Origin of the sequence: Streptomyces sp. NPDC008079 (assembly GCF_042957385.1) — a bacterium.
Lineage (GTDB): Bacteria > Actinomycetota > Actinomycetes > Streptomycetales > Streptomycetaceae > Actinacidiphila.
The window spans coordinates 23,438-46,403 of the sequence record NZ_JBIBIC010000009.1; the positions used below are offsets into that span (position 1 = coordinate 23,438).

General features: G+C 72.0%; 24 protein-coding genes and 1 pseudogene. 15 read left to right on the forward strand and 10 right to left on the reverse strand.

Features of this window, described 5'->3' with window-relative positions; all coding sequences use genetic code 11:
• Nucleotides 1–102: 102 nt before the first annotated feature.
• Nucleotides 103–396 carry a phosphopantetheine-binding protein gene (locus tag ACFZAM_RS19910; RefSeq protein WP_355334794.1) on the reverse strand — a complete coding sequence of 98 codons (294 nt, stop codon included), beginning with the start codon at nt 394–396 and terminating at the stop codon, nt 103–105.
• A gap of 300 nt (nt 397–696) precedes the next feature.
• On the opposite strand from ACFZAM_RS19910, the gene ACFZAM_RS19915 reads away from it, so the two are divergent.
• The 3 genes from ACFZAM_RS19915 (at nt 697) to ACFZAM_RS19925 (ending at nt 4,145) form a co-directional block, all read left to right on the forward strand.
• Complete coding sequence (locus ACFZAM_RS19915) at nt 697–1,410, forward strand: alpha/beta fold hydrolase (protein ID WP_355334797.1); 714 nt, start codon at nt 697–699, stop codon at nt 1,408–1,410.
• Between the two features lie 126 nt (nt 1,411–1,536).
• The gene (locus ACFZAM_RS19920) at nt 1,537–2,670 is read left to right on the forward strand and encodes an acyl-CoA dehydrogenase family protein (RefSeq protein ID WP_391047692.1); all 1,134 of its coding nucleotides are present in this window, start codon (nt 1,537–1,539) and stop codon (nt 2,668–2,670) included.
• The gene (locus ACFZAM_RS19925) at nt 2,667–4,145 is read left to right on the forward strand and encodes an amino acid adenylation domain-containing protein (protein WP_391047695.1); all 1,479 of its coding nucleotides are present in this window, start codon (nt 2,667–2,669) and stop codon (nt 4,143–4,145) included. Before ACFZAM_RS19920 ends, ACFZAM_RS19925 begins: the two co-directional genes overlap by 4 nt.
• On the opposite strand, the gene ACFZAM_RS19930 is transcribed toward ACFZAM_RS19925, so the two are convergent.
• The gene (locus ACFZAM_RS19930) at nt 4,125–4,790 is read right to left on the reverse strand and encodes a response regulator transcription factor (RefSeq protein ID WP_355334806.1); all 666 of its coding nucleotides are present in this window, start codon (nt 4,788–4,790) and stop codon (nt 4,125–4,127) included. The two genes, ACFZAM_RS19925 and ACFZAM_RS19930, sit on opposite strands and share 21 nt — an antisense overlap.
• 494 nt (nt 4,791–5,284) lie before the next feature.
• On the opposite strand from ACFZAM_RS19930, the gene ACFZAM_RS19935 reads away from it, so the two are divergent.
• From ACFZAM_RS19935 to ACFZAM_RS19950, 4 genes are all read left to right on the forward strand, one after another.
• Nucleotides 5,285–5,920 (forward strand): TetR family transcriptional regulator, encoded by a 636-nt coding sequence (locus tag ACFZAM_RS19935; RefSeq protein ID WP_355334808.1) that lies wholly within the window; start codon nt 5,285–5,287, stop codon nt 5,918–5,920.
• Nucleotides 5,921–6,297: 377 nt separating this feature from the next.
• Nucleotides 6,298–7,056, forward strand: coding sequence for a ferric reductase-like transmembrane domain-containing protein (locus ACFZAM_RS19940; RefSeq protein WP_391047699.1), 759 nt, complete (start codon nt 6,298–6,300; stop codon nt 7,054–7,056).
• Nucleotides 7,053–8,759 carry an FAD-dependent oxidoreductase gene (locus tag ACFZAM_RS19945; RefSeq protein WP_391047701.1) on the forward strand — a complete coding sequence of 569 codons (1,707 nt, stop codon included), beginning with the start codon at nt 7,053–7,055 and terminating at the stop codon, nt 8,757–8,759. Before ACFZAM_RS19940 ends, ACFZAM_RS19945 begins: the two co-directional genes overlap by 4 nt.
• A complete protein-coding gene (locus tag ACFZAM_RS19950; protein WP_391047703.1) occupies nt 8,756–9,028 on the forward strand; it encodes a hypothetical protein in 273 nt (90 codons plus the stop codon). Before ACFZAM_RS19945 ends, ACFZAM_RS19950 begins: the two co-directional genes overlap by 4 nt.
• A 36-nt stretch (nt 9,029–9,064) precedes the next feature.
• On the opposite strand, the gene ACFZAM_RS19955 is transcribed toward ACFZAM_RS19950, so the two are convergent.
• The 4 genes from ACFZAM_RS19955 to ACFZAM_RS19970 all read right to left on the reverse strand — a co-directional run bounded on the left by ACFZAM_RS19955 (nt 9,065) and on the right by ACFZAM_RS19970 (nt 12,014).
• Nucleotides 9,065–9,919, reverse strand: coding sequence for a DUF4232 domain-containing protein (locus tag ACFZAM_RS19955; protein WP_391047704.1), 855 nt, complete (start codon nt 9,917–9,919; stop codon nt 9,065–9,067).
• Entirely contained in the window at nt 9,903–10,406 is a 504-nt protein-coding gene (locus ACFZAM_RS19960; protein ID WP_355334821.1) for an RNA polymerase sigma factor, read from the reverse strand. The genes ACFZAM_RS19955 and ACFZAM_RS19960 overlap by 17 nt, the downstream gene beginning before the upstream one ends.
• A gap of 177 nt (nt 10,407–10,583) precedes the next feature.
• Nucleotides 10,584–11,264 carry a class F sortase gene (locus ACFZAM_RS19965; RefSeq protein ID WP_391047706.1) on the reverse strand — a complete coding sequence of 227 codons (681 nt, stop codon included), beginning with the start codon at nt 11,262–11,264 and terminating at the stop codon, nt 10,584–10,586.
• Nucleotides 11,265–11,267: 3 nt separating this feature from the next.
• Nucleotides 11,268–12,014, reverse strand: a complete 747-nt coding sequence (locus tag ACFZAM_RS19970) for a DUF4232 domain-containing protein (RefSeq protein ID WP_391047709.1) — start codon at nt 12,012–12,014, stop codon at nt 11,268–11,270.
• A gap of 214 nt (nt 12,015–12,228) precedes the next feature.
• Here ACFZAM_RS19970 and ACFZAM_RS19975 point away from each other — a divergent pair, with 214 nt between their 5' ends.
• Nucleotides 12,229–13,062: a phosphotransferase gene (locus ACFZAM_RS19975; protein WP_391047711.1), complete on the forward strand. Its 834-nt coding sequence runs from the start codon at nt 12,229–12,231 to the stop codon at nt 13,060–13,062.
• Between the two features lie 42 nt (nt 13,063–13,104).
• On the opposite strand, the gene ACFZAM_RS19980 is transcribed toward ACFZAM_RS19975, so the two are convergent.
• Nucleotides 13,105–13,518: a MarR family transcriptional regulator gene (locus tag ACFZAM_RS19980; RefSeq protein ID WP_391048211.1), complete on the reverse strand. Its 414-nt coding sequence runs from the start codon at nt 13,516–13,518 to the stop codon at nt 13,105–13,107.
• 226 nt (nt 13,519–13,744) lie between these two features.
• On the opposite strand from ACFZAM_RS19980, the gene ACFZAM_RS19985 reads away from it, so the two are divergent.
• Nucleotides 13,745–15,238 carry an MFS transporter gene (locus ACFZAM_RS19985; RefSeq protein ID WP_391048213.1) on the forward strand — a complete coding sequence of 498 codons (1,494 nt, stop codon included), beginning with the start codon at nt 13,745–13,747 and terminating at the stop codon, nt 15,236–15,238.
• Nucleotides 15,239–15,316: 78 nt separating this feature from the next.
• Here the strand turns inward: ACFZAM_RS19985 and ACFZAM_RS19990 are convergent, their stop codons facing one another.
• Both ACFZAM_RS19990 and ACFZAM_RS19995 read right to left on the reverse strand, forming a co-directional pair.
• Nucleotides 15,317–16,351, reverse strand: a complete 1,035-nt coding sequence (locus ACFZAM_RS19990) for an alcohol dehydrogenase catalytic domain-containing protein (protein WP_391047714.1) — start codon at nt 16,349–16,351, stop codon at nt 15,317–15,319.
• A gap of 250 nt (nt 16,352–16,601) precedes the next feature.
• Nucleotides 16,602–17,093 carry a peptidylprolyl isomerase gene (locus ACFZAM_RS19995; RefSeq protein ID WP_355334835.1) on the reverse strand — a complete coding sequence of 164 codons (492 nt, stop codon included), beginning with the start codon at nt 17,091–17,093 and terminating at the stop codon, nt 16,602–16,604.
• Between the two features lie 405 nt (nt 17,094–17,498).
• Between ACFZAM_RS19995 and ACFZAM_RS20000 the strand changes: the two genes are divergently transcribed.
• The 5 genes and pseudogenes from ACFZAM_RS20000 (at nt 17,499) to ACFZAM_RS20020 (ending at nt 21,209) form a co-directional block, all read left to right on the forward strand.
• Nucleotides 17,499–17,900, forward strand: a complete 402-nt coding sequence (locus ACFZAM_RS20000; RefSeq protein WP_355334838.1) for an ATP-binding protein — start codon at nt 17,499–17,501, stop codon at nt 17,898–17,900.
• A 354-nt stretch (nt 17,901–18,254) separates the two neighbouring features.
• A complete protein-coding gene (locus ACFZAM_RS20005) occupies nt 18,255–18,923 on the forward strand; it encodes a methyltransferase domain-containing protein (protein WP_391047717.1) in 669 nt (222 codons plus the stop codon).
• 40 nt (nt 18,924–18,963) lie between these two features.
• On the forward strand, nt 18,964–19,551 hold the full coding sequence (locus ACFZAM_RS20010; protein ID WP_391047718.1) for a DUF664 domain-containing protein: 588 nt from the start codon (nt 18,964–18,966) through the stop codon (nt 19,549–19,551).
• Between the two features lie 112 nt (nt 19,552–19,663).
• A pseudogene (locus ACFZAM_RS20015) lies at nt 19,664–20,444 on the forward strand (HAD-IC family P-type ATPase); the annotation flags it as partial.
• A 90-nt stretch (nt 20,445–20,534) separates the two neighbouring features.
• Nucleotides 20,535–21,209, forward strand: coding sequence for a Type 1 glutamine amidotransferase-like domain-containing protein (locus tag ACFZAM_RS20020; RefSeq protein WP_355334846.1), 675 nt, complete (start codon nt 20,535–20,537; stop codon nt 21,207–21,209).
• Here the strand turns inward: ACFZAM_RS20020 and ACFZAM_RS20025 are convergent.
• A complete protein-coding gene (locus ACFZAM_RS20025; RefSeq protein WP_391048215.1) occupies nt 21,193–22,221 on the reverse strand; it encodes a zinc-binding dehydrogenase in 1,029 nt (342 codons plus the stop codon). The genes ACFZAM_RS20020 and ACFZAM_RS20025 overlap by 17 nt on opposite strands.
• Before the next feature lie 122 nt (nt 22,222–22,343).
• On the opposite strand from ACFZAM_RS20025, the gene ACFZAM_RS20030 reads away from it, so the two are divergent.
• On the forward strand, nt 22,344–22,937 hold the full coding sequence (locus ACFZAM_RS20030) for a TetR family transcriptional regulator (protein WP_391047722.1): 594 nt from the start codon (nt 22,344–22,346) through the stop codon (nt 22,935–22,937).
• Nucleotides 22,938–22,966: the final 29 nt, after the last annotated feature.

The window sequence follows — 22,966 nt, forward strand, 5'->3', positions numbered from 1 at the left end:
AGTCGGATCGGACGGGCCCTGCCTCGGCACGGGCCGCGCTTCCGGTCGGGCGGTTCGCGTCCGCGTCAAAGCGGCGGCGGCACAGCGGCGTCGGACAGAGCGTCAGGCCATGGCGGCGGGGTCGGTCTGGATCCGGACCACGAGCTTGCTGATGGCGTCCAGGCTCTTGAAGTTCCTGCCGACGATGTACTCGGGCGGCATGAACAGCCCGTACCTGTCGTGGATATGGGCGATCAGCTCGGTGGTGTTCAGCGACGTGAGGATTCCGAGCTGGAGCAGCGGGGAATCGGGCTCGATTCCCTCCTCGCCCTCGGGCAGGAATCGCGTTTCGACGAACTCCTTCAGCTCCGCGAGGACTTCGTCGTAGCCGAGCTGCGGATCAGAACTGTCGGACATGCGTAGCGACCTTCCGGAGTCCGGGGTTGACACGGCGGAACCCCCGACTCCACGAAGTCGCGGTCGGCTCGGCCAGGGCCCCAAACGTAGCTACGGGCGCCGCCGGAGGACTTCACCAGACCTGATGAATTACGCCCGCGCACACACGCCCCGAAGTGCGTACTTACGGGGGAGGCGCCGCTTCCGCTTCACGTGCGGGTCCTCATTAATGATGAGTACTCACGGCCGTGGCCCCGTGCCGCCGCAACGGCGAGGATCGAGGGACCATCCGGTGCGCCCGATCACAGGAGGTCCGCGGCCGTGCTGCTTCCCGCCCTACGGCCCCAGTTGCTGTGCCTGCCCCATGCCGGCGGCAGCGCGGTGATGTACCACGCGTGGCGGCCCGGCCTCGCCGAGGTGGCGCGGGTCCGCCCGGTCGACCTGCCGGGCCACGGCAGCCGCAGGCGCGAACCGCTCGCCCAGGACATCGGCACGCTGACCCGTACCCTCGCGGCCGAGCTGGCACCCGGTATCGAGGGACCCTACGCGGTGTTCGGGCACAGCTTCGGCGCCGTGGTCGCCTTCGAACTGACTCACCGGCTCTCGCAGTTGGTCGGCCCGCCCGCCGCCCTGATCGTCTCGGGACGCAATTCGCCCCGCACCCCGCACGCGCTGCCGCCGCTGCACAACGCGCCGCCCGCCCAACTGCTGAGCGGCCTGCGGACGTTGGAGGGCGCGCTGCCCGCCGTCGAGGACAGTCCTGAACTGCTCGACCTGTTCCTTCCGCCGCTCCGCGCCGACCTGCGGATGACGGAGACCTACCGCCGTCCCACCGAACTGCCGCCGCTGTCCTGCCCGGTGCATGTCTTCGCCGGCGACCTGGACCCGGTGGTGGACGCGCCGGGGCTGGCCGCGTGGGCGGCGGAGACCACCGGGCCGTGCCGGGTCACCACCGTGCGGGGCGGCCACATGATGCTCGCCAGCGCCGAACTGCGCTCCGCGCTGGCGGACCTGCTCACGGTCGGCGCGATGTGATCCGCGACCCCTGACCGCGGGGCCCTCGGCCCCGAGCCCCAGCCCTGAGCCCCGAGCCCCGAGCCCCGAGCGCAGCACCCCACCTTCCGTCTCTCCCTCCCTCCCCCTCCCGATGCAGGAGCCAGCGTGGACTTCAGTTGGAGCACCGAGCAGACCGCGCGGTACGAGGAGACCGTCCGCCGGGCCGCCGACGCGTTCCCCGCGGACCGTCCGCGGCGCCCCGGTGAACGGTCCGACTGGCGGGAACTCGGCCGGATCGGCGCCCTGGGCGCCTGCCTTCCCGCCGAGTACGGCGGGGACGGCCTCGGCGCGCTCGACACCGCGCGGGTCATCGAGGCCGTGGGCCGCGGTTGCCACGACACCGGGCTGGTCTTCGCGGCCAGCGCCCACCTCTTCGCCTGCGCCGTGCCGATCGCGGAGTTCGGCAGCGCGGACCTCAAGAAGCGCTTCCTGCCGGAGCTCGCGTCCGGCCGGATGATCGCGGGCAACGCCATGACGGAGCCGGAGTCCGGCTCCGACGTCTCGCGGCTGCGGGTGACGGCGACCGAAGTGCCCGGCGGATTCGTCCTGGACGGCGAGAAGAGCTTCGTCAGCAACGGCCCGGCCGCCGACGTCCTGGTCACGTACGCGACCAGCGACCCCGACTCGGGACACCTCGGCCAGACCGCCTTCGTCGTGCCGGCCGACGCCCCCGGGGTGCTGCGCGGTGAGCCCTTCGAGAAGATGGGCCTGTCCTCCTGCCTGGCGGGCACGGTGACCTTCCAGGAGTGCTTCGTCCCCGACGACCAGGTGCTGGGCGTCGAGGGGATGGGCGCGACGATCTTCCAGACGTCCATGGGCTGGGAGCGCGCCTGCCTCTTCGCGGGCTATCTGGGCCTGATGGACCGGCTGGTCGAGGAGTGCGTCCGATTCGCCCGCGAGCGGCGGCAGTTCGGCCGTCGCATTTCCGGCTTCCAGGCGGTCTCGCACCGCATCGTGGACATGAAGCTGCGGCTGGAGAGCGCCAGACTCCTGCTCTACCGGGCCTGTTGGGAGATGGACCGCGGCGGCAGGGCGACCCTGCCGGTGGCGCTGTCGAAGCTCGCCGTCTCCGAGGCCGCGGTGCAGAGCGCGCTGGACGCCGTACGGATTCTCGGCGGTCGCGGATACCGGTCGGAGTCGGGTGTGGAGGCGGCGCTGCGGGACGCGGTGCCGAGCGTGCTGTTCTCCGGTACCTCGGAGATCCAAAAGGAGCTCGTCGCGAAGGAGCTGGGACTGTGAGGCTGCACGAATTCGTCACCGCCGCCGCCCGCAGGGCGCCGGATTCCCTCGCGGTCGACGCCGTCGACGGACGGCTGACCTACGGCGAACTGGACGCGCTCGCGGCGCGTTACGGCGCGGCGCTGGCCGCGAGCGGGGTGCGGCCGGGCGACCGGGTCGTGCTGTGGAGCGCGAAGAGCCTGCACGTCGTGGCGCTGATGCAGGCGTGCCTGCGCGGCGGCGCGGTCTACGTACCGGTGGCGTCCTCGAACCCGCCGTCGCGGCTGGCGCGGATCGTCGCGGCCTGCGCCCCCGCGCTGGTGGTGACCGACGAGGACGGCGCGGACGCGGCGGCCGACGCGGGCTGGGACGCGGCGCCCTGCCGTACCTTCGCGGACCTGCTGGCGACGGGCGAGGGCCAGCCCGTACCGTCGCCGGTCGAGGGATCGGAGCACGATCCGGCGTACATCCTGTTCACGTCGGGTTCGACCGGTGAGCCCAAGGGTGTGTGCCTGAGCCACCTCAACGCGCTGGCGTTCGTGCGGTGGGCCGCGGCCGATCTGCGGCTGGTCCCCTCGGACCGGCTCTCCAACCACGCGCCGTTCAATTTCGACCTGTCGGTCTTCGACCTCTACGCGGCGTTCCTGGCGGGCGCCAGCGTCCATCTGGTGCCCGAGGCGCTGGCCTACGCGCCGGCCCAGCTCGTCCGCTTCATGGACGAGCACGCGATCACCGTCTGGTACTCGGTGCCGTCGGCGCTCACCTTGATGATCACCAAGGGCGGGCTGCTGGACGGGCCGCCGCCGCGCGCGCTGCGGGCCTGCGTCTTCGCGGGCGAGGCGTTCCCGATCGCCCATGTGCGGCGGCTGCGCGCGGCCTGGCAGGACGTCAGGCTGCTCAACTGGTACGGCCCGACCGAGACGAATGTCTGTACGTCGTACGAGGTCTGCGCCGCCGATCTCGACCGCGCGGGCGCCCTGCCGATCGGCGCGGTCTGCTCGGGCGACACCCTGGAGCTGGGCCCCGAGGTCGCGGGCCAGGCGGGGCGGGAGCTGCTGGTCTCCGGCCCCACGGTGATGCTCGGGTACTGGGGCCATCCGCCGCAGAGCGGCCCGTACGCGACCGGCGACCTCGTGCGGTACGACGACGCGGGCATGCTGGAGTACCTGGGGCGCCGCGACCACATGGTGAAGATCCGCGGCAACCGGGTGGAGCTGGGCGAGATCGAGAGCGTCCTGAGCCTGCACCCGCAGGTCAGGGACGTGGCCGTGGTCGTGCTCGGGACCGGGCTCACGGCACGGCTGCACGCCGTGGTGGTCCCGGCCCCGGACAGCGCTCCGGGCCTGCTCGCGCTCAAGCGGTGGAGCGCCGAACGGCTCCCCACCTACATGCTCGTCGACAGCCTCAGCCTTTTCGACGAGATACCCCGAACCGGGAACGGCAAGAAAGACCGTTCCCAGGTCGCGAAAATGGTGTCACATACTGGTACCGACTAAAGATTCTAAATTGCCGCCGGCTCTGACAATTCCTTTTTCATAAGCATATATAACGGCGTGTACTCGATTGCGCAGAGCCAGCTTGTCCAGCATGCGCTGAACGTGTGATTTCACGGTGCTCTCACTCAGAAAAAGTGCTTCTGATATTTCCGCGTTCGAATAGCCGCGGATGATGAGCTGGAGCACGTCGCGCTCACGCCGGGTTATTCCACTGGACACCAGATCGGTCTCCGATGTTTCCGCTTGCGGCGGTTCCGGCGTGATGGCCGCCGCGGTGGCGGCGGCAGTGGCGGCGCCGACGGTGGGAATCACCAGTCGGTAACCGGCGGCGACCATCCGGACGGCGGCGATGATCCGCTCCGGACTCGCCTGACTGTCGAGCACACCCCTGGCACCGGCCGCCTGCCAGTGCTGAGCGCACTGCTCCAGGCTCTGGACCAGGGCTAATATCTTAGGGCAGCCGTCGGCGCCGCCGACGATGAGCTGCTGGATGGCATGCGGAACATCCGGCGCCACATCCAGCGCGTCGATGATCACCACATGCGGAGACAACCTTGCCACGCAGGGCAGAGCGTGCCGAATATCGGCAACCTCGCCCACGACTTCCAGATCGGTTTCCCTGCTCAGCAGGACACTGAGTCCCACACGGGAAACCGCTCTGGAGTCGACGAGAAGAACTCTCGTGATCCCATCCTGAAGCATCGAGCCCCCGACCTTCAGCAAACAGCACGTTATTTCGACTCTAGCACGCACGCCTGACCAGCATCAACATGGAACATTTGAGCTCGTTATGATTGAAAGTTAAATCTATAGCCCTTTCGGGCAATGCCCCGAGCCGCCGCACAGGTCACGGCGCGCCGATAAACTCCCCTCGCGGACAGGTCGCCCGTTTGCGTCCCAAAGAGGTTTCAAGCGACCCTCGCGGGTAATTCTTCCGGGTTCGGCGAGGCGTGTCGAGCGCCCGGCGGGCGGCCGGGCCGCGTCGGCGCCGGACCGGACCGGCGCCCGGTCCGCACGCGGTCCGCGCCCGCGGCGCCGGCGGTGGCCGGCGCACGGCCGGCGGGTGGTTGGCGTTTCACCCCGCCGAGGCTACTCTCATAAATCACCGAACGGTGAATTTACGTGACAGGGCGGCGGTCATGGGAGAGGCGGTCACCGGACGGCCCGGCCGACGGCCGGGCCGCAGCGGCAGCAGAGAGGCGATCCTGCGGGCGGCGCGGCTGAAATTCGCCGAGTACGGCTACGAGCGGACGACGGTGCGCGGCATCGCCCGCGAAGCGAAGGTCGACGCGGCGCTCGTGCACCACTTCTTCCGGTCCAAGGAAGGGGTGTTCGCCGCCGCCGTCCACGAGGCGGTGCGCCCGATGGAGTTGCTGCCGGTGCTCGCCGGGGATCCCGCCACCTCGGGCGAGCGGCTGCTGACGACGGTCCTCGGCCTGTGGGAGTCGGCCGAGCGGCACGACGCGCTGCTGGCGGTGATCCGGTCGGCGGTCTCGCACGAGACGGCCGCCGGGATCCTGCGGGAATTCCTCGGCCGTGAAGTGCTCGGCCCACTGGCCCAGGCACTGGCCGAGCCACAACGCGCTTTGCGCTCGGCCCTGTTGGGCTCCCAGCTCATCGGTCTGGTCATGGCCCGCTACATCATCCGCGTCGAGCCGCTGGCATCCGCGAGCACGCCGTCGCTGATCGCCGTGTACGCGCCGGTGATCCAGAATTCCCTCACCGGCGACCTGCCGCTCCCCCGCACGGCCGACCGTCCTGGCGGCGCGGGCTGAGCCGCGCCCGGCCCGGTCCTTCACCATTCGCCGCGCAGTACACCGGTTCGTGATTCACCATCGCCGCGCAAAGCCTTTACGCGAGCTACGCGATCCGGGCCGGTGATTCGCCGTCACAATGGTGATTTAGCGTCATATCGAGCCAGCCCGGGGCCCGTTGGCCATGCATCGACCGCGCGCGAATCTTGGTGTAGCGTCTGCCGCCAAGCAGCGTGTCCTTCAGGGGAAAGGGCCCGAAGAGAAGCCTGCCCCGAACACCTTTGCCGCATTCATCGGCGAATGCACAAAAGGGTAACGGGACAGCTCGACTCCGGGTATCGCCCCAGGTCTTCGCCCTGCGCGTGTCGCAGTCGCGTCGATACGAGGAGTCACAGGATATGGTCACGGTCGCGGCATTCGCCAGCCGTAAGAAGGCCCCCGCGCTCAGCGGTGCTTCCCGTCTTCTGCTGGTGCTTTTCTCGGTATTGGTGCTTTTCACGGTGGGGTTGCTCCTGGCGCGCGGCACTTCCGCCGCCGCTCCCATCCCCGGTTCCCCGCTGGACGCGTACGACAAGCAGGTCCCCTACGACATGGGCGTCCACAAGATCGCGAGACTCGCGGCTCTGATCGCGTATGTGCTGATGGTGGCCACCGTCGTCCTCGGTGTGCTGCTGCGGCTGAGATTCCTGCAGCACGCGGTCAACCGGGCCACCTTCTACGGCGCGCACATGACGCTGGCGCTCTCCGCGATGATCTTCGGTGTCGTGCACGGCGCGACCTTTCTCTACCAGCCGGTCTGGCGGATCGGCGGCCGTGAGCTGACCGTGCCGTTCACCGGCGGTGTGCAGCGGCTCCCGGTGGGCTTCGGCATCCTCGGCACCGAACTGGCCATCGCCGTGGGATGTTCGGTGTGGCTCCAGCGCAGACTGGGCTACCACCGCTGGCTGAGGACTCATCAGTTCGCTTACGTGGCCTTTGGGTTGATCTGGCTGCACGTCTTCCTGGTGCACCCGGAGCCGCGCCATCTGAATCTGGTGTCGGTCGGCATCGCCACCGGCGCGGGCACGGTGTTGCTGGCCTTCCTGATCCGCGCCTTCCCGTCCCGCTCCCGGCTCAGACAGCGCACCTACCTCGGCAGGCCGGGAGCCGCCGAATGATCCAGCCGCCTCCCCCGGGCCGTGTCCCCCCGGCGCCCTGGCCACCGGGTCAGACGCCCGCCGCACGGCCCACCACACCGGTCGTCGTCCACCAGGGCCGCCCGCCCGCGCGCACCGCGCCGCCGCTCCCCCAAGCCCCCATCGCCGCCGAGTCGTTCGCGCCCGCCAGGCCCGTACTGGTGCCCGAGGCGGAGCCGGTACGGATCAGCGTCGACAACAACCGGTGCCACATCTACGGCATCTGCCAGCAAGAGGCGCCCGAGGTCTTCCGGATCGCCGAGAGCGGTTCGCTGCACTACACGCGCAGCGTGCCCGCCGACTACGCGGCCAAGGCCCGCCAGGCAGTGCGGTGTTGCCCGATGCAGGCCATCACCGTCCACGGCGGGCAGAGCCCGTCCGGCGCTCCCGCCGCGATCGGGCGGCGGGCGGCGAGGCCGCTGCGCAGCGGCTCCGCGGCGCGGGCGAGCCTGCGGCGGATCGTCGTCGCGGGCGCCGGGCTCGCCGGGCTGAGCGCCGCGACCCGACTCAGGGAGCGCGGTTTCGACGGGGAGTTGGTGATGGTCGGCGAGGAGCCGCACCGGCCGTACAGCCGTCCGCCGCTGTCCAAGCAGTATCTGTCGGGCCGGCTCGCCGAGCAGCAGTTGCCCTTCCGGGCGGACGCGGCGCTGGACGCGCACTGGCTGCTCGACACCCGGATGACGGGGCTGGACCTGGCGAAGTCCGCGATCGAACTGCGCGGCGGGGAGTATCTGCCGTTCGACGGGCTGGTGGTGGCGACCGGTGTGGACGCCAAGCGGCTGCCCGAGGCGCCGGTGTTCAGCGACCGGGTCCGTACCGTCCGCACGATCGAGGACGCGGCGGCGATACGGCGGGCGATGCACGCGGCGCGCGCCCGTCGGGTGGTGATCCTCGGCGGCGGCTTCATCGGCTGCGAACTCGCCTGCACCGCGCGGGAGAACGGGATGGACGTGACGCTCGTCGTCCACAGCGCGCCGCTGCTGCGCCGGGTGCTCGGCGCCAGGGTCGGCGCGGTGGTCGGCTCGCTCCAGCGCCGCGCGGGTGTCGACGTCCGCCTCGGCACGAAGATCACCGACTGGCAGGACCACGGCGACGGGCTGCGGCTGCGGCTCGACGACGGCGCGGTCCTCGACTGCGATTTCGTGGTGCTCGGTCTCGGCGGGCAGCCCCGTACCGAGTGGCTGCGGGGCAGCGGTCTGGAGATCTCCGACGGCGTGCTCTGCGGGCCGACCTGCCACGCGGTGGACGAGTGGGGCAGGACCACGCCGCATGTGGTGGCGGCCGGGGACGTGGCCCGCTGGCCGAACCCGCGGTTCGACACCGAGCCGCGCCGGGTCGAACACCTCATCCACGCCGTGGAGATGGGGCAGCACGCCGCCGACTCGTTGCTGCGCGGCCCCGGACGCGCGGCGCGCTTCACTCCGGTGCCGCGCTTCTGGTCGGAACAGCACGGCATCCGGATCCAGGCGGTGGGCATCCCCGCGCTCGGCACGGACACCGAGGTCATGGCGGGCTCGATGCGCTCCGACCGCTTCCTGGTCCGCTACTCCCGGCAGACCGCGTACGGTCCGCAGATCGTGGCGGCCGTCGCCTTCGACATGCCGCTGGAACTCCTGCGCTACCGCGACCAGATCGGACGCACCCTGCCCCATACCCGGCCCACCGGCGGGAGGGGGCGCCGATGAGCCGTCGCGGCGTCAACCGCAGGAGTCGTTCCGGGCTGCTGCTGTCCGGCGGGATGCTGTCGTGGCTGCTCAGCGTCCCCGCCCGGCTGCACCTGCGCTGGCTGATGATCCTGCTCGTGATGGCGGCGGCGATGGCGGCGTACGGCAGGGTGCTGATCACCGCGGCGCCGATGCCGCCCAGCAAACCGCCGGGCGTCCGCTCGGGTTCCCCCGCGTCCCCCACCTACTCGATGCCGCCCGCGACCTCCAGCCCGCCGGACGTGCACTGAGCCGGCGCCGGCGCGGACCGACCCCCGCCGTCCCCGTCAGGACGGCGGGTTTCCCGTCGCGCCCGCGGTGAAGGGGGTGACCACGAACTCGTTGTCGCAGTTGGTGATCTTCCCCGGGAAGACCAGCGACGCCCTGCTGCCCGGCGGGTAGATCCGCAGGCTCGTGGAGGTCGGCAGGCAGGTCCCCTGCTGGTTGACGGTGTGGATGGTGTCGCTCGCGGACTCGCCGGGCCGCAGCACGACGGGCCCGTGCGGGAGATTCTGGTACGTGGCGGGGGCGCCGATCTGCTTGCCGTTCGCGTCCAGCAGCGACAGGCCGGGGAAGCCGGTGACATGGCAGACCGTATCGCTGTGGTTGGTGAGCAGCAGGTAGCGGTAGAGGTTGCCCGCGCCCGCGTCGCCGTCGCCGAGGGAGGCGGTGAGCTGCGCGGCCGTGCACAGCGGTGTGGCGGCGGAATCGGTGCCGGTGCTGGTGCTGGTCGGCGAGGTGGGCGGGGTGGTCCCTGACGGCTCGGACGTGACGGTCGTACCGTCGCCCGGGCCCTTGGTGGGCGTGGTCCGCGTCGGGGTGGGCGCGGGCGGCGGCACGACGGGCGGGGTCGTCGGTCCGGGGGCCGTGGTGACGGGCCCGCTGCTGTTGGCCGGTGTGGGGACGACCTCCTGCGAGTCGTCCCTGTTGAGCGCACCGGCCACGTAGAAGGCACCGGTGATGACGGCGGCGGCGAGCGTGCCGCCGACCATCGCGCGGGAGCGGCGGCGCCTGGCCGCGCGTCGGCGGATCAGCTCGAACGAGCCCGCGGGCGGCGGCAGGTAGACCGCGGGCGGGCGCAGCAGCGGCTCCAGCGGGTCGAAGGGCTCCCCGCCGGGACCGTCGTCAGACAGTCCGGTCATGGTGTTCCCCCAGCCTGGCGCGCAGCAGTTCGCGGGCCGCGTGCAGGTCGGCCTTGACCGTGCCCTCGTTCCGGCCGAGCAGCGCGGCCACCTGCTGTACGGGCAGGTCCGCGTAGTAGTACAGCAGTGCCGGATCGCGCAGTCGCTCCGGGAGGGACTGGACGAGCATGCGCACCGAGGGGTCGCTGCTGTCCTGCTGCTCCTTCACGGCTTCCTCCGTGGTGAATCGGCGCATGGCGCGGCGCTCGCGCTCCAGTCTGCGCCAGTGGTCCCTGACCAGGTTGGCCGCGGTCACATAGAGGTATCCGCTGGGCTCCTCGACCTTGGTCCAGCGCGCCCACAGCCGGGTGAAGGCCTCGGACGCGATCTCGTGCGCGGTCCCGTCGTCGTCCACCAGACGGCGGCACCAGCCCGCCAGGCGCGGATAGACGGCCTCGAACAGCTCGGCGGCCGCGCGCTCTTGGGACCGGATGGCCGCTCTCCTCACTCGTCGTCCTCGTGGTGATCGTCGTCTGCCCCGGTGGCGCCGGGGCAGACCTCCCGGGCCGCCCGGCGGCGCCCGCCCCGCCCCGGCCCCGGTTCGGGGCCGGGGACGTACGCGCGGACCGGGTCCGGTGCGTACGAGCGGTGGGCGTCCGGACGGCGGACGGGTGCGGGGTCCTGTTCAGGTTCCCGCTCCCGACGACAGGGACGCGTAGACGATCACGTTGTCCTGATAGCCGCTCCCGGTGATCCGGGTGCCGCCACAGGTGATGAGACGCAGAGCGGGGTGGTCGACGTTCCCGTACACGCGGTCCGTCGGAAATCTCGCTTTGGCGACCGTCTGGACGGAGTCGACGGTGAAGGCGGCCGTGGCGCCGTCCTTGAGGCCGATCTCGATCCGGTCGCCGGCGGCGAGCTCGGACAGGTGGCGGAAGACGCCGTCGCCGTACTGTCCGACCGTGACGTGGCCGAGGATCACCGAGGGTCCGGTGACGCCGGGCGTCGGCGAGCCGCTGTACCAGCCCGCGGGCGAGCGCGCCTCGATCGGCGGTACGGCCACGGTGCCGTCGGAGTTGAGCCCCAGTGACATCACCGGGGTGTCGACGCCGATGGCCGCGATCCGCAGCCGGACCGGGACCGAGCGGGCCAGCGGTACGGCCCCGGTGGTCGCCGGGGTCGTGCCGCGGGACGACGGCGTCGAGGTCGCGGACGCCGAGGCGGACGGTGTCCGCTCCGTCCCGCCCGGGGTGGCCCGAGCGGGCGGGTCGGACTGGCAGCCGCTCAGCAGCACCAGTACGGCGGCGGCGAGCACGCACCAGGCCCGTACCGGGACGGAACGGCTGAGGGAGGTGACGGTCGGCAACGGTCAGTCCTGTGCCCGGCCGTGCGACCTGCGGCGCATCCCGGTGACCAGGCCGAGGGCGCCGACGGCCAGCACACCGGCGCCGGCCAGCGCGAGGGTGTCCTTGTCGTGGGTGCCCGAGGAGTGCGCGGTCTCGGCGAGGCCGGTGTCGGGGGCGCCGCTGGGTACGGCGGTGACCTGCGAGCCGGAGCCGGAGGACGTGGTGGTGGGCGTCGGCGCGGGCGTGGAGTTGGAGGGGTTGCCGCCGGTGCCCGCGACGAGCGGGGTGACGGAGAACTGGTTGTCGCAGTTGGTGATCTTCCCCGCGAAGACCAGCGACGCCTTGTTCCCCGGCGGGTAGATCCGCAGGCTCGTGGAGGTCGGCAGGCAGGTGCCCTGGTGGTTGATGGTGTGGATGGTGTCGCTCACCTTGCCGCCGGGGCGCAGCACGACCGCCGCGTAGCCGTTGTGCTCGCGGGTGGCGGGCGCGCCTATCTGCTTGCCGCTCGCGTCGAGCAGCGACAGGCCGGGGAATCCGGTGAGGTGACAGGTGGTGCCGCTGTGGTTGGTCAGCACCAGGTAGCGGTAGAGGTTGCCCGCTCCGGCGTCCTCACCGCCGAGGGACGCGGTGAGCTGGGAGGTGGCGCACATCGGAGTGCTCGATGTGTCGCTCGCGGGGGCGACGGCGGTCGCCGGGGACGCTCCGAGTACGGCGAAACTGGCCGCGGTCGAGAACGCGGCGGCGCCGACGGCGAGTGAACTCATGCGCATGTCCGGTCTTCCCTTCTCCCCCCGGCTGCCGCGCTCCGGAACGAGCGCCGGCCGGGCCGTAAGGGGATTCGCAGGGGAGAGACGACGCGGGGTGGCGCCGGGTTGTAAAGAGATTGCCAAATCAATCGAGCGGCAAGCGGCGGCACTTCGCGCACGGGGTTTCGCGCGCCGCCTCCCGGCTGGTCCAACGGCGGGCCTGGCAGGATCGGTTGCCATGGGCGCGCATCAGTGGGGCACGCACGCGGTGACGTTCGCGGCCGGCGGCGTGACCAAGCGGTTCCCGGCCACGGCCCACGAGCGCGCCGTGCGCGAGTGGCGGGCGTTGACGCTGCTCGACCGGCACGCGCCGGGGCTGGCGCCGCGGCCGTACTCCTGCGACCTGGGCGACGCGGGGCCGGTGGTCTCGATGTCCCTGCTGCCCGGAGTGCCGCTCCGGGGCGCGCCGTTGGACGGCGAGCGGCTGACGCGTCTCGCGCGGACGGTGAACGCGCTGCACAGCGCGCTGCCCGCCGACGTCCTCGCGCGGGTGCCCGTACGGCCGGAAGGCCCGGCGGAACTCGGCGCGCGGCTGCGCGGTTGGGCGCCGCGGGTGCGGGGACGGGTGGACGCGGCCGTGGAGGGCGCTGTCGACGCGGGCCTCGCCTGGCTGGACGCGTCGGGCCTGGACCGTACGGAACAGGCCGCCGTGCCCGCGGTCTTCGGCCCCGGTGACGGCAATCTCGCCAACTACCTCTGGGACGGCTCGCGTGTGCGGGTCGTGGACTTCGAGGACTCCGGCCGCAGCGACCGCGCCTATGAACTGGCCGAGATCACCGAGCATGTGGCGAGCTGGGTGGAACACCCGCTGGACGTCACGGCGTTCCTGTCGCACGTCGAGCTGACGGCGGCGGAGACCGTACGGCTGCGGGACTGCCGACGGCTGATCGCGCTGGTGTGGCTGTTCCTGCTGTCCTTCGAGGACCTGGCCTCGGGAGATCCTGCCGCCCGGCGCAATCCGCCGGGTACGGCGCGGCGGCAGGCGGGCCGTCTGCTGGCCCTGCTCGGCTGACCGGCCGTACGCCCTCGCGTGGACGGCCCGCCGAGCGCGGTCTCACGGCCGCGGCCACTGCCGCCCTTCGCGGGACTCGATGCTGCGGTTGAAGCGGGCGAGCATGTCGCTGAGGAGTTCCACGTCCTGCGGTGACCAGTCGGTCAGGACGCTGTCGATGCCCGCGATGTAGAACGCGCGGTCGGCCGCGAGCCGTTTGGCGCCCTCTTCGGTGATGCGGAGCTTGCGGGCGAGGCCGCCGTCGGGGTCGGGGACGCGCTCGGCGAGGTCGGCCCTCAGGAGGGCGGCGGTCTGCCGGTTGACCGTCGAGGTGTCGAGCGCGAAGGCGTCGGCGAGCTGTCCGATGGACATCGGGCCCTCCGAATCGAGGCGCGCGAGCAGCAGATACGCGGACTTGTCCAGCCGCTCGGCCGAGCTGTCCCGGCGCGTCAGCACATGGTGGCGGGCCACCAGCATCAGTTCCCGCTCCAGCCGCTCCAGCACACCGCCTCCGCATGACGTATGGACGCACGACGTGGGACGTACGAACCCGGGGCGCGCGCCGTGACGTCCGTGCTCCCGCCTCCCGAGAGTACCCACGACCTGGGCAATGTGCATGACGCACATCCTATGTATTATGCACATCTCCCTGCCCACCTCGTCCACGGCCCGCGGCCCGACGACCCCCACCGAAGGCGACGACATGTCCGACTCAGCAAGCGGCACCGGCATACCGGCAGCCGGTCACACCGCCGGTGTCCACCGGCCCGCGAGTGGCGCGGTCGTCGCCGTGCTGGCCTTCGCGGGCATCGTGGTCGCCCTCATGCAGACGCTGGTCGTCCCGCTGCTGCCCGAACTGCCCGGCCTGCTGCACGCCTCGGCCTCCGACACCTCATGGGTGATCACCGCCACCCTGCTCGCCGGAGCGGTCGCCACCCCGGTCACCGGACGGCTCGGCGACATGTACGGCAAGCGCCGCGTCCTGCTGCTCAGCCTCGGTCTGCTGGTCGTCGGCTCGCTGGTCTGCGCCTTCACCTCGTCGCTGGTCCCGATGGTCGTGGGCCGGGCGCTCCAGGGCGGCGCGACGGGCGTCATCCCGCTGGGCATCAGCATCATGCGCGACGAACTGCCCGCGGAACGGCTCGGTTCCGCGATGGCGCTGATGAGCTCGTCGCTGGGCATCGGCGGCGCGCTCGGCCTGCCCAGCGCCGCGCTGATCGCGCAGCACGCCGACTGGCACGCGCTGTTCTACACCTCCGCGGGGCTCGGCGTGGCGGCGATGGCGCTGGTCCTGTTCCTCGTGCCGGAGTCCCCGGTGCGCACGCCGAGCCGGTTCGACGTGCCGGGCGCGATCGGGCTGTCCGTGGGCCTGGTCTGCCTGCTGCTGGCGATCTCCAAGGGCGGCGACTGGGGCTGGGCCTCGGGCACCACGCTGGGACTGCTGGCCGCGGCCGTCGTCGTACTCGTCGGCTGGGGCATGTTCGAACTGCGCACCACCGCGCCGCTGGTGGATCTGCGCACGACGGCCAGGCCGCAGGTGCTGCTCACCAACATCGCCTCCGTCATGGCCGGTTTCTCGCTCTTCGCGATGTCGCTGGTCCTGCCCCAGCTCCTCCAGCTCCCCGAGGAGACGGGGTACGGGCTCGGCCGGTCCATGCTCGTGGCCGGTCTGTGCCTGGCCCCGTCAGGGCTGGTGATGATGGCCGTGTCGCCGCTGTCGGCGCGGATCTCGGCGGCCCGCGGCCCGCGTGTGTCCCTGATGATCGGCATGGCCGTCGTCGCGGTCGGCTACGGGCTCGGCCTGTTCCTCACCCACGCCGTGTGGCAGGTGGTGGTCGTCGCCTCCGTCATCGGCTGCGGGATCGCCCTCGCCTACGCGGCCATGCCCGCGCTCATCATGGGCGCGGTGCCGCTGGCGGAGACCGCCGCCGCCAACGGGCTCAACACCCTGATGCGGTCCATCGGCACCTCGTCGTCCAGCGCGGTCGTCGGCGTGATCCTCGCCCACATGACCACCACGTACCACGGCGCGCCGCTGCCCTCGCTCAGCGGCTTCCGGGTGGCCTTCGCCGTCGCCTGCGGCGCGGCCGTCGCGGCGCTGGTCATCGCCGCGTTCATCCCGGCGCGGCACGTGCGCGCCACGGGCGGCGGTGCGGCGAAGGTCCCGGCACCGGCGCCGGCGGACGAGCCGGTCTGAGCGGTCCTGCGGCCGTACCCGGTCCGAAGATCTCAGGACGTCCCACAAGGTCCCAGAAGCTCAACGTGAGGTCGACCTTCAGGGCAGGATCACGGCGCGGCCGTTGATCTTCCCGGCGTGCAGCCGCTCGTAGGCGAGCGGAGCGTCGTCCAGGGAGTACGTCTCGACGTGGACCTCGACCGCGCCGGAGCGGGCGAGGTCGAGCACCTCGATCAGCTCGGCGCGCGAGCCCCAGTAGGGGGCGCGGACGGCCGCGTCGTAGGCGACGGTGCCGAAGCCGACCGTGGCGCTGCCGCCGCCGATGCCGACGATCGTCACGTCGGACTCGACGGCGGCGCACGCGGTGGCGGTGGCGACCGTGGGGGCGGCGCCCACGAAGTCGAAGACGGCCTGGGCGCCGACGCCGTCGGTCAGCGCGCGGACCCGGTCGGCCGCGTCGGCGTCGGACAGGACGGTCTCGTGGGCACCGACCGCGCGCGCCAGCTCCAGCTTCTCGTCGCTGACGTCGAGGGCGACGACGCGGGCCGGGCTGAGCACGCGCAGCAGCTGCACGGCGACGTGGCCGAGGCCGCCGGTGCCGATGACGACGGCGGTGCTGCCGGGGACCAGCTTCGGCAGCGAGGTCTTGATCGCGTGGTACGGCGTGAGGCCCGCGTCGGTCAGCGGCACCGAGGCGACGGGGTCGAGGTCACCGAGCGGCACCAGGTGCCGGGGGTCGTCGACGATCATGTACTCGGCGATGGCGCCGGGCGCGCCGAGGCCGGGCGGGCGGATGCCCAGCTCCTCGGCGCGCAGACAGTAGTTCTCCTTGCCCTGCGCGCACATCAGGCAGCCGCCGCAGCCCCACGGGCCGTAGACGGCGACCGACTCGCCCGGCTCCAGGCCGCCGACGCCCTCGCCGAGCGCGGCGACGGTGCCCGCGCCCTCGTGGCCGAGGGTGAGCGGCAGCGCGAAGGGCAGGGCCTCGGCGGGCCAGCTCATGACGGCGATGTCGGAGTGGCACACCCCGGCCGCCGTGACCTTGAGCAGCACCTGGCCGGGGCCCGGCTCGGGGCGCGGGACGGTCACCACTTCGGGGGCGGCGCCCACGGTGCGGTACTGAACCGCCTTCATCTCGGCCCTCGGCTCCGCCGTCGTTCCGGCCCGAGTCGTGGCCGTCGTCCCTTCAGGGCTTGCTGATGTCGACATTCGGTGACCTCTCTCCGGCTCTCGCTCCCCCGCTTCTGCTCCCGGTCCCACCGCCGGGACCCCGCTCCCGGCTCTTCGATTTTCCCCCGGTCCCGCGCGCCCCGCTCAGCGAACGCGGAAGGCCCCCGGCGGGTCGCCGGGGGCCTTCGGGCCTACGAGGTCGCTGGTGGGGTGCTTACGCGACGGTGCCGGATGCGGAGATGACGACCTTGGCGGAGGGCGTGCCGCTGCGCGAGCCCTTGCCCTCGATCTGCTTGACCAGTTCCTCGCCCTCGACGACCTCGCCGAAGACGACGTGCTTGCCGTCGAGCCAGTCGGTGACCACGGTGGTGACGAAGAACTGCGAGCCGTTGGAGTTCGGCCCGGCGTTCGCCATCGACAGCAGGAACGGGCGGTCGTGCTTGAGCTTGAAGTTCTCGTCCGCGAACTTGTTGCCGTAGATGCTCTTGCCGCCGCGGCCGTCGCCGCTGGTGAAGTCGCCGCCCTGGAGCATGAAGGACGGGATGATCCGGTGGAACGCCGAGCCCGCGTAGCCGAAGCCGTGCTCGCCGGTGGCCAGCTCACGGAAGTTCCGCGCCGTCTCGGGCACGACGTCGTCGAAGAGACGGAAGACGATCCGACCGGCCGGAGCGCCGTCAATGGAGATGTCGAAGTACACGTTGTCCATGGGCACCATCCTTGCATCCCCAGCGGGAGACGCCGCGCCCAGAGCGGCCCAACACGGCAGATCCGCAGGTCACAGCCGTACCGGAGGTGCCCCAGGGCCTCCGGGGGCGACCGGGGCCCTCGGAAGGCCGACCGGGTCAACCTCGTCGCCTTGCCCGTGCGACCGGTGGCAAACTGCGCGGGTCCGAACTGTGCCGGATGCGTTTCGGTCATGGCACGTCGGCAAGACGCCCCGTTGACGACAGACCTGGGAAAACGTCCGCAGGTGTCACCGCGCACCGCGGGCGACCTCCCCGGACCGTCGCCGTCCGTTGCGACCCGATGTCGAATTCCTGGAGATCAGATGGCCGCTGACAGGCCGCCGCCGGGTGGTGGGCAGCGCTCCACGCAAACGCCCCCCACCGGTATGCGAGCGCTTCGGGCCCCCTTCACGGCCGCCGCCGTCCGCGCTCTGGTGCGGGAGACCGTGGCCGCCGACCCCGAGCCGTGCGATCCCAGAGCCATGGGCGACGCGGTGCTCGCCACCTCGGAACTCGCCACCAACGCCATCGTGCACGGCGGCGGTATCACCCACTGCCAGGCCCGCCTCGTACCGCTCGGCGTCGAGGTGAGCATCGACGACCTGAGCCCCGCGCTCCCCCGCCTCACCGAACGCCCGCCGGGCACCGAAGCCCCTTACGTGGGCGGCGGATTCGGCTGGCGTCTGATCCAGCAGCTCGCCCTGCGGGTGACCGTCACCCCGCACGACCCCGCGCCCGACGGCACCCCGCGCGGCAAGCGGATCACCCTCATCCTGCCGCTGTACTGAACCCGGCGCGCGCGGCGGCCTACGCCTCCGCCGCGGCGTGCACGAATCGCCGCAGGCACGCGCGCAGCTCGGCGATGTGACCGTCCAGCGGGTCCGCGCGGCCTTCCGCGCCGAGTTCGGCGTTCATGGCCCGGTTGACGGGGCGCCGCCGCCGAGCGTCCCGCGCCGCCCACCGCCGACCCCGTACGGGGTCGGCGACGTGCCGGGCGAGGGTGTGGCGGCCCTGCCACGGCGAGTGGCTGATGCCGGGACCCTTGACCTTGACCGGAGGTGAAGGTCGACAGTGCCGGTGGAGACCAGCCGACGAGCGGAGCCCACGCGGCTCCGGCGGGAACCGGACGAGAGGACCCACCCATGGACGACGACGCCCTCGTGGCGGAGCAGATGGCGTACTACCGGGCGCGGGCGGGCGAGTACGACCGGACCTACGCGCAGTACCAGGAGCTGCGGGATCTGCTGGAGGTGGTCGACGAACTCCCCATCACCGGGGACGTGCTGGAGTTGGCCTGCGGGACGGGCCAGTGGACCCCGAGGCTCGCGGCGCGGGCACGGTCGGTGACGGCGGTCGACGCGGCGGCCGAGGTGCTGGCCATCGCCCGTACCCGTACCGCGTCCTCCACCGTCCGGTTCGTCGAGGCCGACGTGTTCGCGTGGCAGCCGCCGCGCCGCTACGACACGGTCTTCTTCGCCTTCTGGCTCTCCCACGTCCCGCCCGCCCGGCTGCCCGGGTTCTGGGGCACCGTCGCCGCCGCGCTCGCCCCGGGCGGCAGGGCCGTCTTCGTCGACGACGGCCCCGGCGCGGCGACGTACGAGGACGTCCTCACCGGCCATGCGACCCCGGTGGCGCTGCGCAGGACCGACGACGGCGGTCGGTACCGCATCGTCAAGGTGTTCCACGACGCCCGGACGCTCACCGACGCCCTCACCGCGCTGAAGTGGTCGGTCAGCGTCCGTACCAGGGCCGGGTTCCTCGTCGGCGTCGCGGAACCGCCGCCCGGCGCGGGCCCCGCACCGACGGCGTAAACGGCGTGACCGGTGGTCGGGCGGGCGCGAGACTGGCCGCATGACCGTTACGGATGCCAAGACCGACCTGCGCTTCTACCTCCAGTCCGCGCGCGACGCCCTGCTGTGGAAGCTGGAAGGGCTCTCGGAGTACGAAGTGCGCCGCCCGATGACGCCGACCGGCACAAATCTGCTGGGCCTGGTGAAGCATGTGGCCAGTGTGGAGTTCGGCTACCTCGGCGACACCTTCGGGCGGCCCTCGGGCGAGCCGTTGCCCTGGCTCGACGCGGGAGCCGAGGCGAACGCGGACATGTGGGCCGCCGCCGACGAGTCACGCGAGTACATCGTGGGCCTCTACCACCGGGCGTGGGCCCAGGCGGACGCGACGATCGACGCGCTGGCCCTGGACGCGACCGGCCGGGTGCCGTGGTGGCCCGACGGCCGGGACGAGGTGACATTGCATCACGCAGTGGTGCGGGTGATCTCCGATACCCACCGGCACGCGGGGCACGCGGACATCCTGCGCGAATTCACCGACGGCGCGGTGGGCATGAACGAGAACAACGGCAGCCTGCCGCCGGGCGACGCGGCCTGGTGGGAGAACCACCGTGACCGCCTGGAGCGGGCGGCCCGGGAGGCCGACGCGTGAGGCCGTAGGACCGTCGTTCACCGACCGCCCGGCGTGACGGCACGCGCGCGGCCTCAGTCGGCCGCGACCGCCTCCGGCAGGTCCACGATGCCGCCGCTGCTGTCCGCGATGGCCAACGCCGGCCGGCAGCGGCCTCGAAGCGGACGCCCTGCTCCGGCTCGCCGCGTCGGCCGAGCATCCCAGCGAACACCCGCTGGCCCGCGCGGTGGTGGACGCGGCCCGCGAGCGCGGCCTTCCGCTGTCCGCCGCCGACGGCTTCACCTCGGCCCCCGGCCAGGGCGTCACGGCCACCGTCGACGGCCGCACGGTCCAGGTCGGCTCCCCCGCCCGCCTCCTCCCCGTCGGGACCGACGAGGCGGTGCGGGACGGGTGCGCGAGGCAGTGCGGGAGGTGGCGGCCCCCCTCCGGTCCTGCTGACCGGCGACAACGTACGGGCCGCCCGGCAGTTGGCCGCAGAGGTCGGCATCACCGACGTACGCGCCGGCCTGCTGCCGCAGGACAAGGCAGCGGCCGTACGCGCGTGGGAGGCACGCGGTCGCAAGGTGCTGGTCGTCGGCGACGGCGTCAACGACGCGCCCGCGCTGGCCGCCGCACACACCGGCGTCGCCATGGGCAGGGCCGGGTCCGACCTCGCGCTGGAGACCGCCGACGCCGTGGTGATCCGCGACGAGTTGGCCACCGTCCCGGCCGTCGTGAAGCTCTCGCGCGCCGCCCACCGTCTGGTGATCCAGAATCTGACGATCGCCGCGGTCTTCATCGCCGCTCTGGCCGTCTGGGACCTGACCGCCGCTCTCCCGCTCCCCCTCGGGGTCGCGGGTCACGAGGGCTCCACTCTCGTCGTCGCCCTCAACGGCCTCCGGCTGCTGCGCGACACCGCCTGGACCCAGCCGTGAGGCGAGCGGTCTCCGCGCGCCTGCTCTGCCGACAGCGGGTGTGTTAGCGTCGCTCGCTCACTTTCACAGAGCGATCAGTGCGGGGGCGTCATGAAGCTTCTCCTTACCGACTCCGGTGTCAAGAACGCCAGCATTCTGGCGGCGCTCCTCGACCTCCTGGGCAAACCGATCGCCGAAGCCAACGCCCTGTGCATTCCCACCGCCGGGTACGGGGGCCCGTACGGCGATCCGGGCGGGCCGTGGCGTTTCATCAGCGGACAGTCCCTTCACCCCATGACCGGGCTGGGCTGGAAGTCGGTCGGCGTACTGGAGCTCACGGCGCTGCCCGGCATCGACAAGGAGCGGTGGGTCTCCTGGGTCCGGGAGACGGACGTCCTGCTGGTGAACGGCGGCGACGCGCTGTACCTGTCTCACTGGATGCGGGAGTCCGGCCTGGCCGACCTGTTCCCCTCGCTGCACGACACGGTCTATGTGGGGCTCAGCGCCGGGAGCATGGTGCTGACTCCCCGCGTCGGGGAGCACTTCGTCGCCTGGCAGCCGCCCACCGGTGACGACCGCGCCCTGGGAGTCGTCGACTTCTCCCTTTTCCCGCACCTCGACAGTCCGGGCTGCCCCGAGAACACCATGGCCGAGGCGGAGCGGTGGGCCGCCGCGCTCAAGGCCCCGGCGTACGCCATCGACAACCAGACCGCCATCAAGGTGACCGACGACGGCGTCGAGATCGTCTCCGAGGGGAACTGGAAGCTGTTCAACGCGGCGCCGTGACCTGCTCGACCGTGAGCACGATCTTGCCCTGGAGGTGTCCGCGGGCGGCCCGTTCGTGCGCCGCCCGCGCGCGGGCGAGCGGGAAGGTGCTGTCGACGGCGACGCGTACCGTGCCCGCGTCGAGCAGGCGTCCCAGTTCGGCGAGTTGCGCGCCGTTCGAGCGGACCTGGGCGGTCGAGACGGTGACGCCCAGCCTCGCGGTCTCCTCGGCGTCGAAGTCCCCGGGAAGCACGGGGAATTGGGCGCCGCCGCGCTTGAGGGTGCGCAGGAACCGCCTGCTGTCGGGGCCGCCGACGGCGTCGAGTACGAGGTCGACGTCGTGCACCAGCTCCTCGGGACGGCTCTTGGTGTAGTCGATGAACCGGTCGGCGCCGAGATCGCGCAGGAACGCCTCGTGCGCACCGGACGCCACGGCGGTGACATGCGCGCCCTTCCACTTCGCCAACTGCACGGCGAAGTGCCCCACGCCGCCCGCGGCGCCGTTGACGAGCACCTTGCTGTCGGCGTCGAGCGGCGTCGGGCGGTGCCGCGCCGCCTGGAAGGGCGAGGGGTGGTCGTGTCCTGCCTCGATGAGGAACTGCCACGCCGTGAGCCCGGCCATGGGCGCCCCGGCGGCGTGCACGTGGTCGATGCCGGACGGCTTGCGCGCGAGGTCCGACGCGGGCGCGGCCACGTACTCGGCGTAGGCGCTGCCGTGGAAGCCGGGGAAGCGCAGAAGACCGAAGACCTCGTCGCCCACGGCGAGGTCGTCCACGTCCGGAGCGACGGCTTCGACGACACCCGACACGTCCGTTCCCGGAACGGCGGGCAGCCTGACGGTCGACTCCGGCTCCCCCGGCACCGAGGTCAGCCCGCCGCGCAGGTACCAGTCCGGAGGATTGACGCCCACCGCGTGGACGCGGACGAGCACCTCGCCCGGTCCCGGCTCGGGAATAGGCACCCGGTCCTCACGCAGCACCTCGGGGCCGCCGTGCTCGTGCAGCCGGATCGCCCGCATCGTGTCTGACGGCATCTTCGTGGGCATCGTCGTCTCCTGCCCCCACCGGGGGATACGCTGAACGGATCAGTGGTCCATCTATCCGAACCACTGATCCGAATATATGGACCACTGATCCGGATAGTCAAGAGGGACCCATGCGCGCCGACGCCAGGAAGAACCGCGACCACCTGCTCGACATCGCGGGCGCCGTCATCGCCGAGCACGGTGTCGACGTCTCGCTGCGCGACATCGCCCGCAGGTCCGGCATGGGCCTGGCGACACTGCTCCGGCACTTCCCCACCCGGGAGGCCCTGCTCGAAGCCCTGCTCCACACGAGCTTCGGTGAACTGACGTCGCGGGCGGCCGACTTGGAGACACAGGGGTCACCCGAGGACGCCCTCGTCTCGTGGCTGCGCGACTGCGTCGCCTGGACGACCGAGTACCGGGGTGTGACCGTCCTGATGGCCGCCGCCATCGAGGACACCGAATCCGCGCTCCACGCCTCGTGCGTCACCCTGCGCGCGGCCGGAGCGCGGCTCCTCACCCGCGCCCAGGCCGCGGGCGTGGCACGCGACGACATCGACGGCGCCGACCTGTTCGCCCTCGTCGCCATGCTCGCCTGGCTCGGCGACCAGCCCTCCCTCGCCCCCCGCGCCGACCACCTCTTCGACGTGATCGCGAGCGCGATCCTCACGAGCGCGGACAGCGCCGACACCGGCCGGCAACCACGCCCCCCGGTCCTCGGCTGAGGCCGTCGCGCCGGGGTCCGCGACGGGCT

What these genes read in the sequence shown, in the direction of transcription:
- ACFZAM_RS19910 (WP_355334794.1), bottom strand. Translation starts at nt 396, where the DNA reads ATGTCCGACAGTTCTGATCCGCAGCTCGGCTACGACGAAGTCCTCGCG.
- ACFZAM_RS19935 (WP_355334808.1), top strand. Translation starts at nt 5,285, where the DNA reads ATGGGAGAGGCGGTCACCGGACGGCCCGGCCGACGGCCGGGCCGCAGC.
- ACFZAM_RS19940 (WP_391047699.1), top strand. Translation starts at nt 6,298, where the DNA reads ATGGTCACGGTCGCGGCATTCGCCAGCCGTAAGAAGGCCCCCGCGCTC.
- ACFZAM_RS19945 (WP_391047701.1), top strand. Translation starts at nt 7,053, where the DNA reads ATGATCCAGCCGCCTCCCCCGGGCCGTGTCCCCCCGGCGCCCTGGCCA.
- ACFZAM_RS19950 (WP_391047703.1), top strand. Translation starts at nt 8,756, where the DNA reads ATGAGCCGTCGCGGCGTCAACCGCAGGAGTCGTTCCGGGCTGCTGCTG.
- ACFZAM_RS19955 (WP_391047704.1), bottom strand. Translation starts at nt 9,919, where the DNA reads ATGACCGGACTGTCTGACGACGGTCCCGGCGGGGAGCCCTTCGACCCG.
- ACFZAM_RS19970 (WP_391047709.1), bottom strand. Translation starts at nt 12,014, where the DNA reads ATGCGCATGAGTTCACTCGCCGTCGGCGCCGCCGCGTTCTCGACCGCG.
- ACFZAM_RS19975 (WP_391047711.1), top strand. Translation starts at nt 12,229, where the DNA reads ATGGGCGCGCATCAGTGGGGCACGCACGCGGTGACGTTCGCGGCCGGC.
- ACFZAM_RS19980 (WP_391048211.1), bottom strand. Translation starts at nt 13,518, where the DNA reads ATGCTGGTGGCCCGCCACCATGTGCTGACGCGCCGGGACAGCTCGGCC.
- ACFZAM_RS19985 (WP_391048213.1), top strand. Translation starts at nt 13,745, where the DNA reads ATGTCCGACTCAGCAAGCGGCACCGGCATACCGGCAGCCGGTCACACC.
- ACFZAM_RS19990 (WP_391047714.1), bottom strand. Translation starts at nt 16,351, where the DNA reads ATGAAGGCGGTTCAGTACCGCACCGTGGGCGCCGCCCCCGAAGTGGTG.
- ACFZAM_RS19995 (WP_355334835.1), bottom strand. Translation starts at nt 17,093, where the DNA reads ATGGACAACGTGTACTTCGACATCTCCATTGACGGCGCTCCGGCCGGT.
- ACFZAM_RS20000 (WP_355334838.1), top strand. Translation starts at nt 17,499, where the DNA reads ATGCGAGCGCTTCGGGCCCCCTTCACGGCCGCCGCCGTCCGCGCTCTG.
- ACFZAM_RS20005 (WP_391047717.1), top strand. Translation starts at nt 18,255, where the DNA reads ATGGACGACGACGCCCTCGTGGCGGAGCAGATGGCGTACTACCGGGCG.
- ACFZAM_RS20010 (WP_391047718.1), top strand. Translation starts at nt 18,964, where the DNA reads ATGACCGTTACGGATGCCAAGACCGACCTGCGCTTCTACCTCCAGTCC.
- ACFZAM_RS20020 (WP_355334846.1), top strand. Translation starts at nt 20,535, where the DNA reads ATGAAGCTTCTCCTTACCGACTCCGGTGTCAAGAACGCCAGCATTCTG.
- ACFZAM_RS20025 (WP_391048215.1), bottom strand. Translation starts at nt 22,221, where the DNA reads ATGCCGTCAGACACGATGCGGGCGATCCGGCTGCACGAGCACGGCGGC.
- ACFZAM_RS20030 (WP_391047722.1), top strand. Translation starts at nt 22,344, where the DNA reads ATGCGCGCCGACGCCAGGAAGAACCGCGACCACCTGCTCGACATCGCG.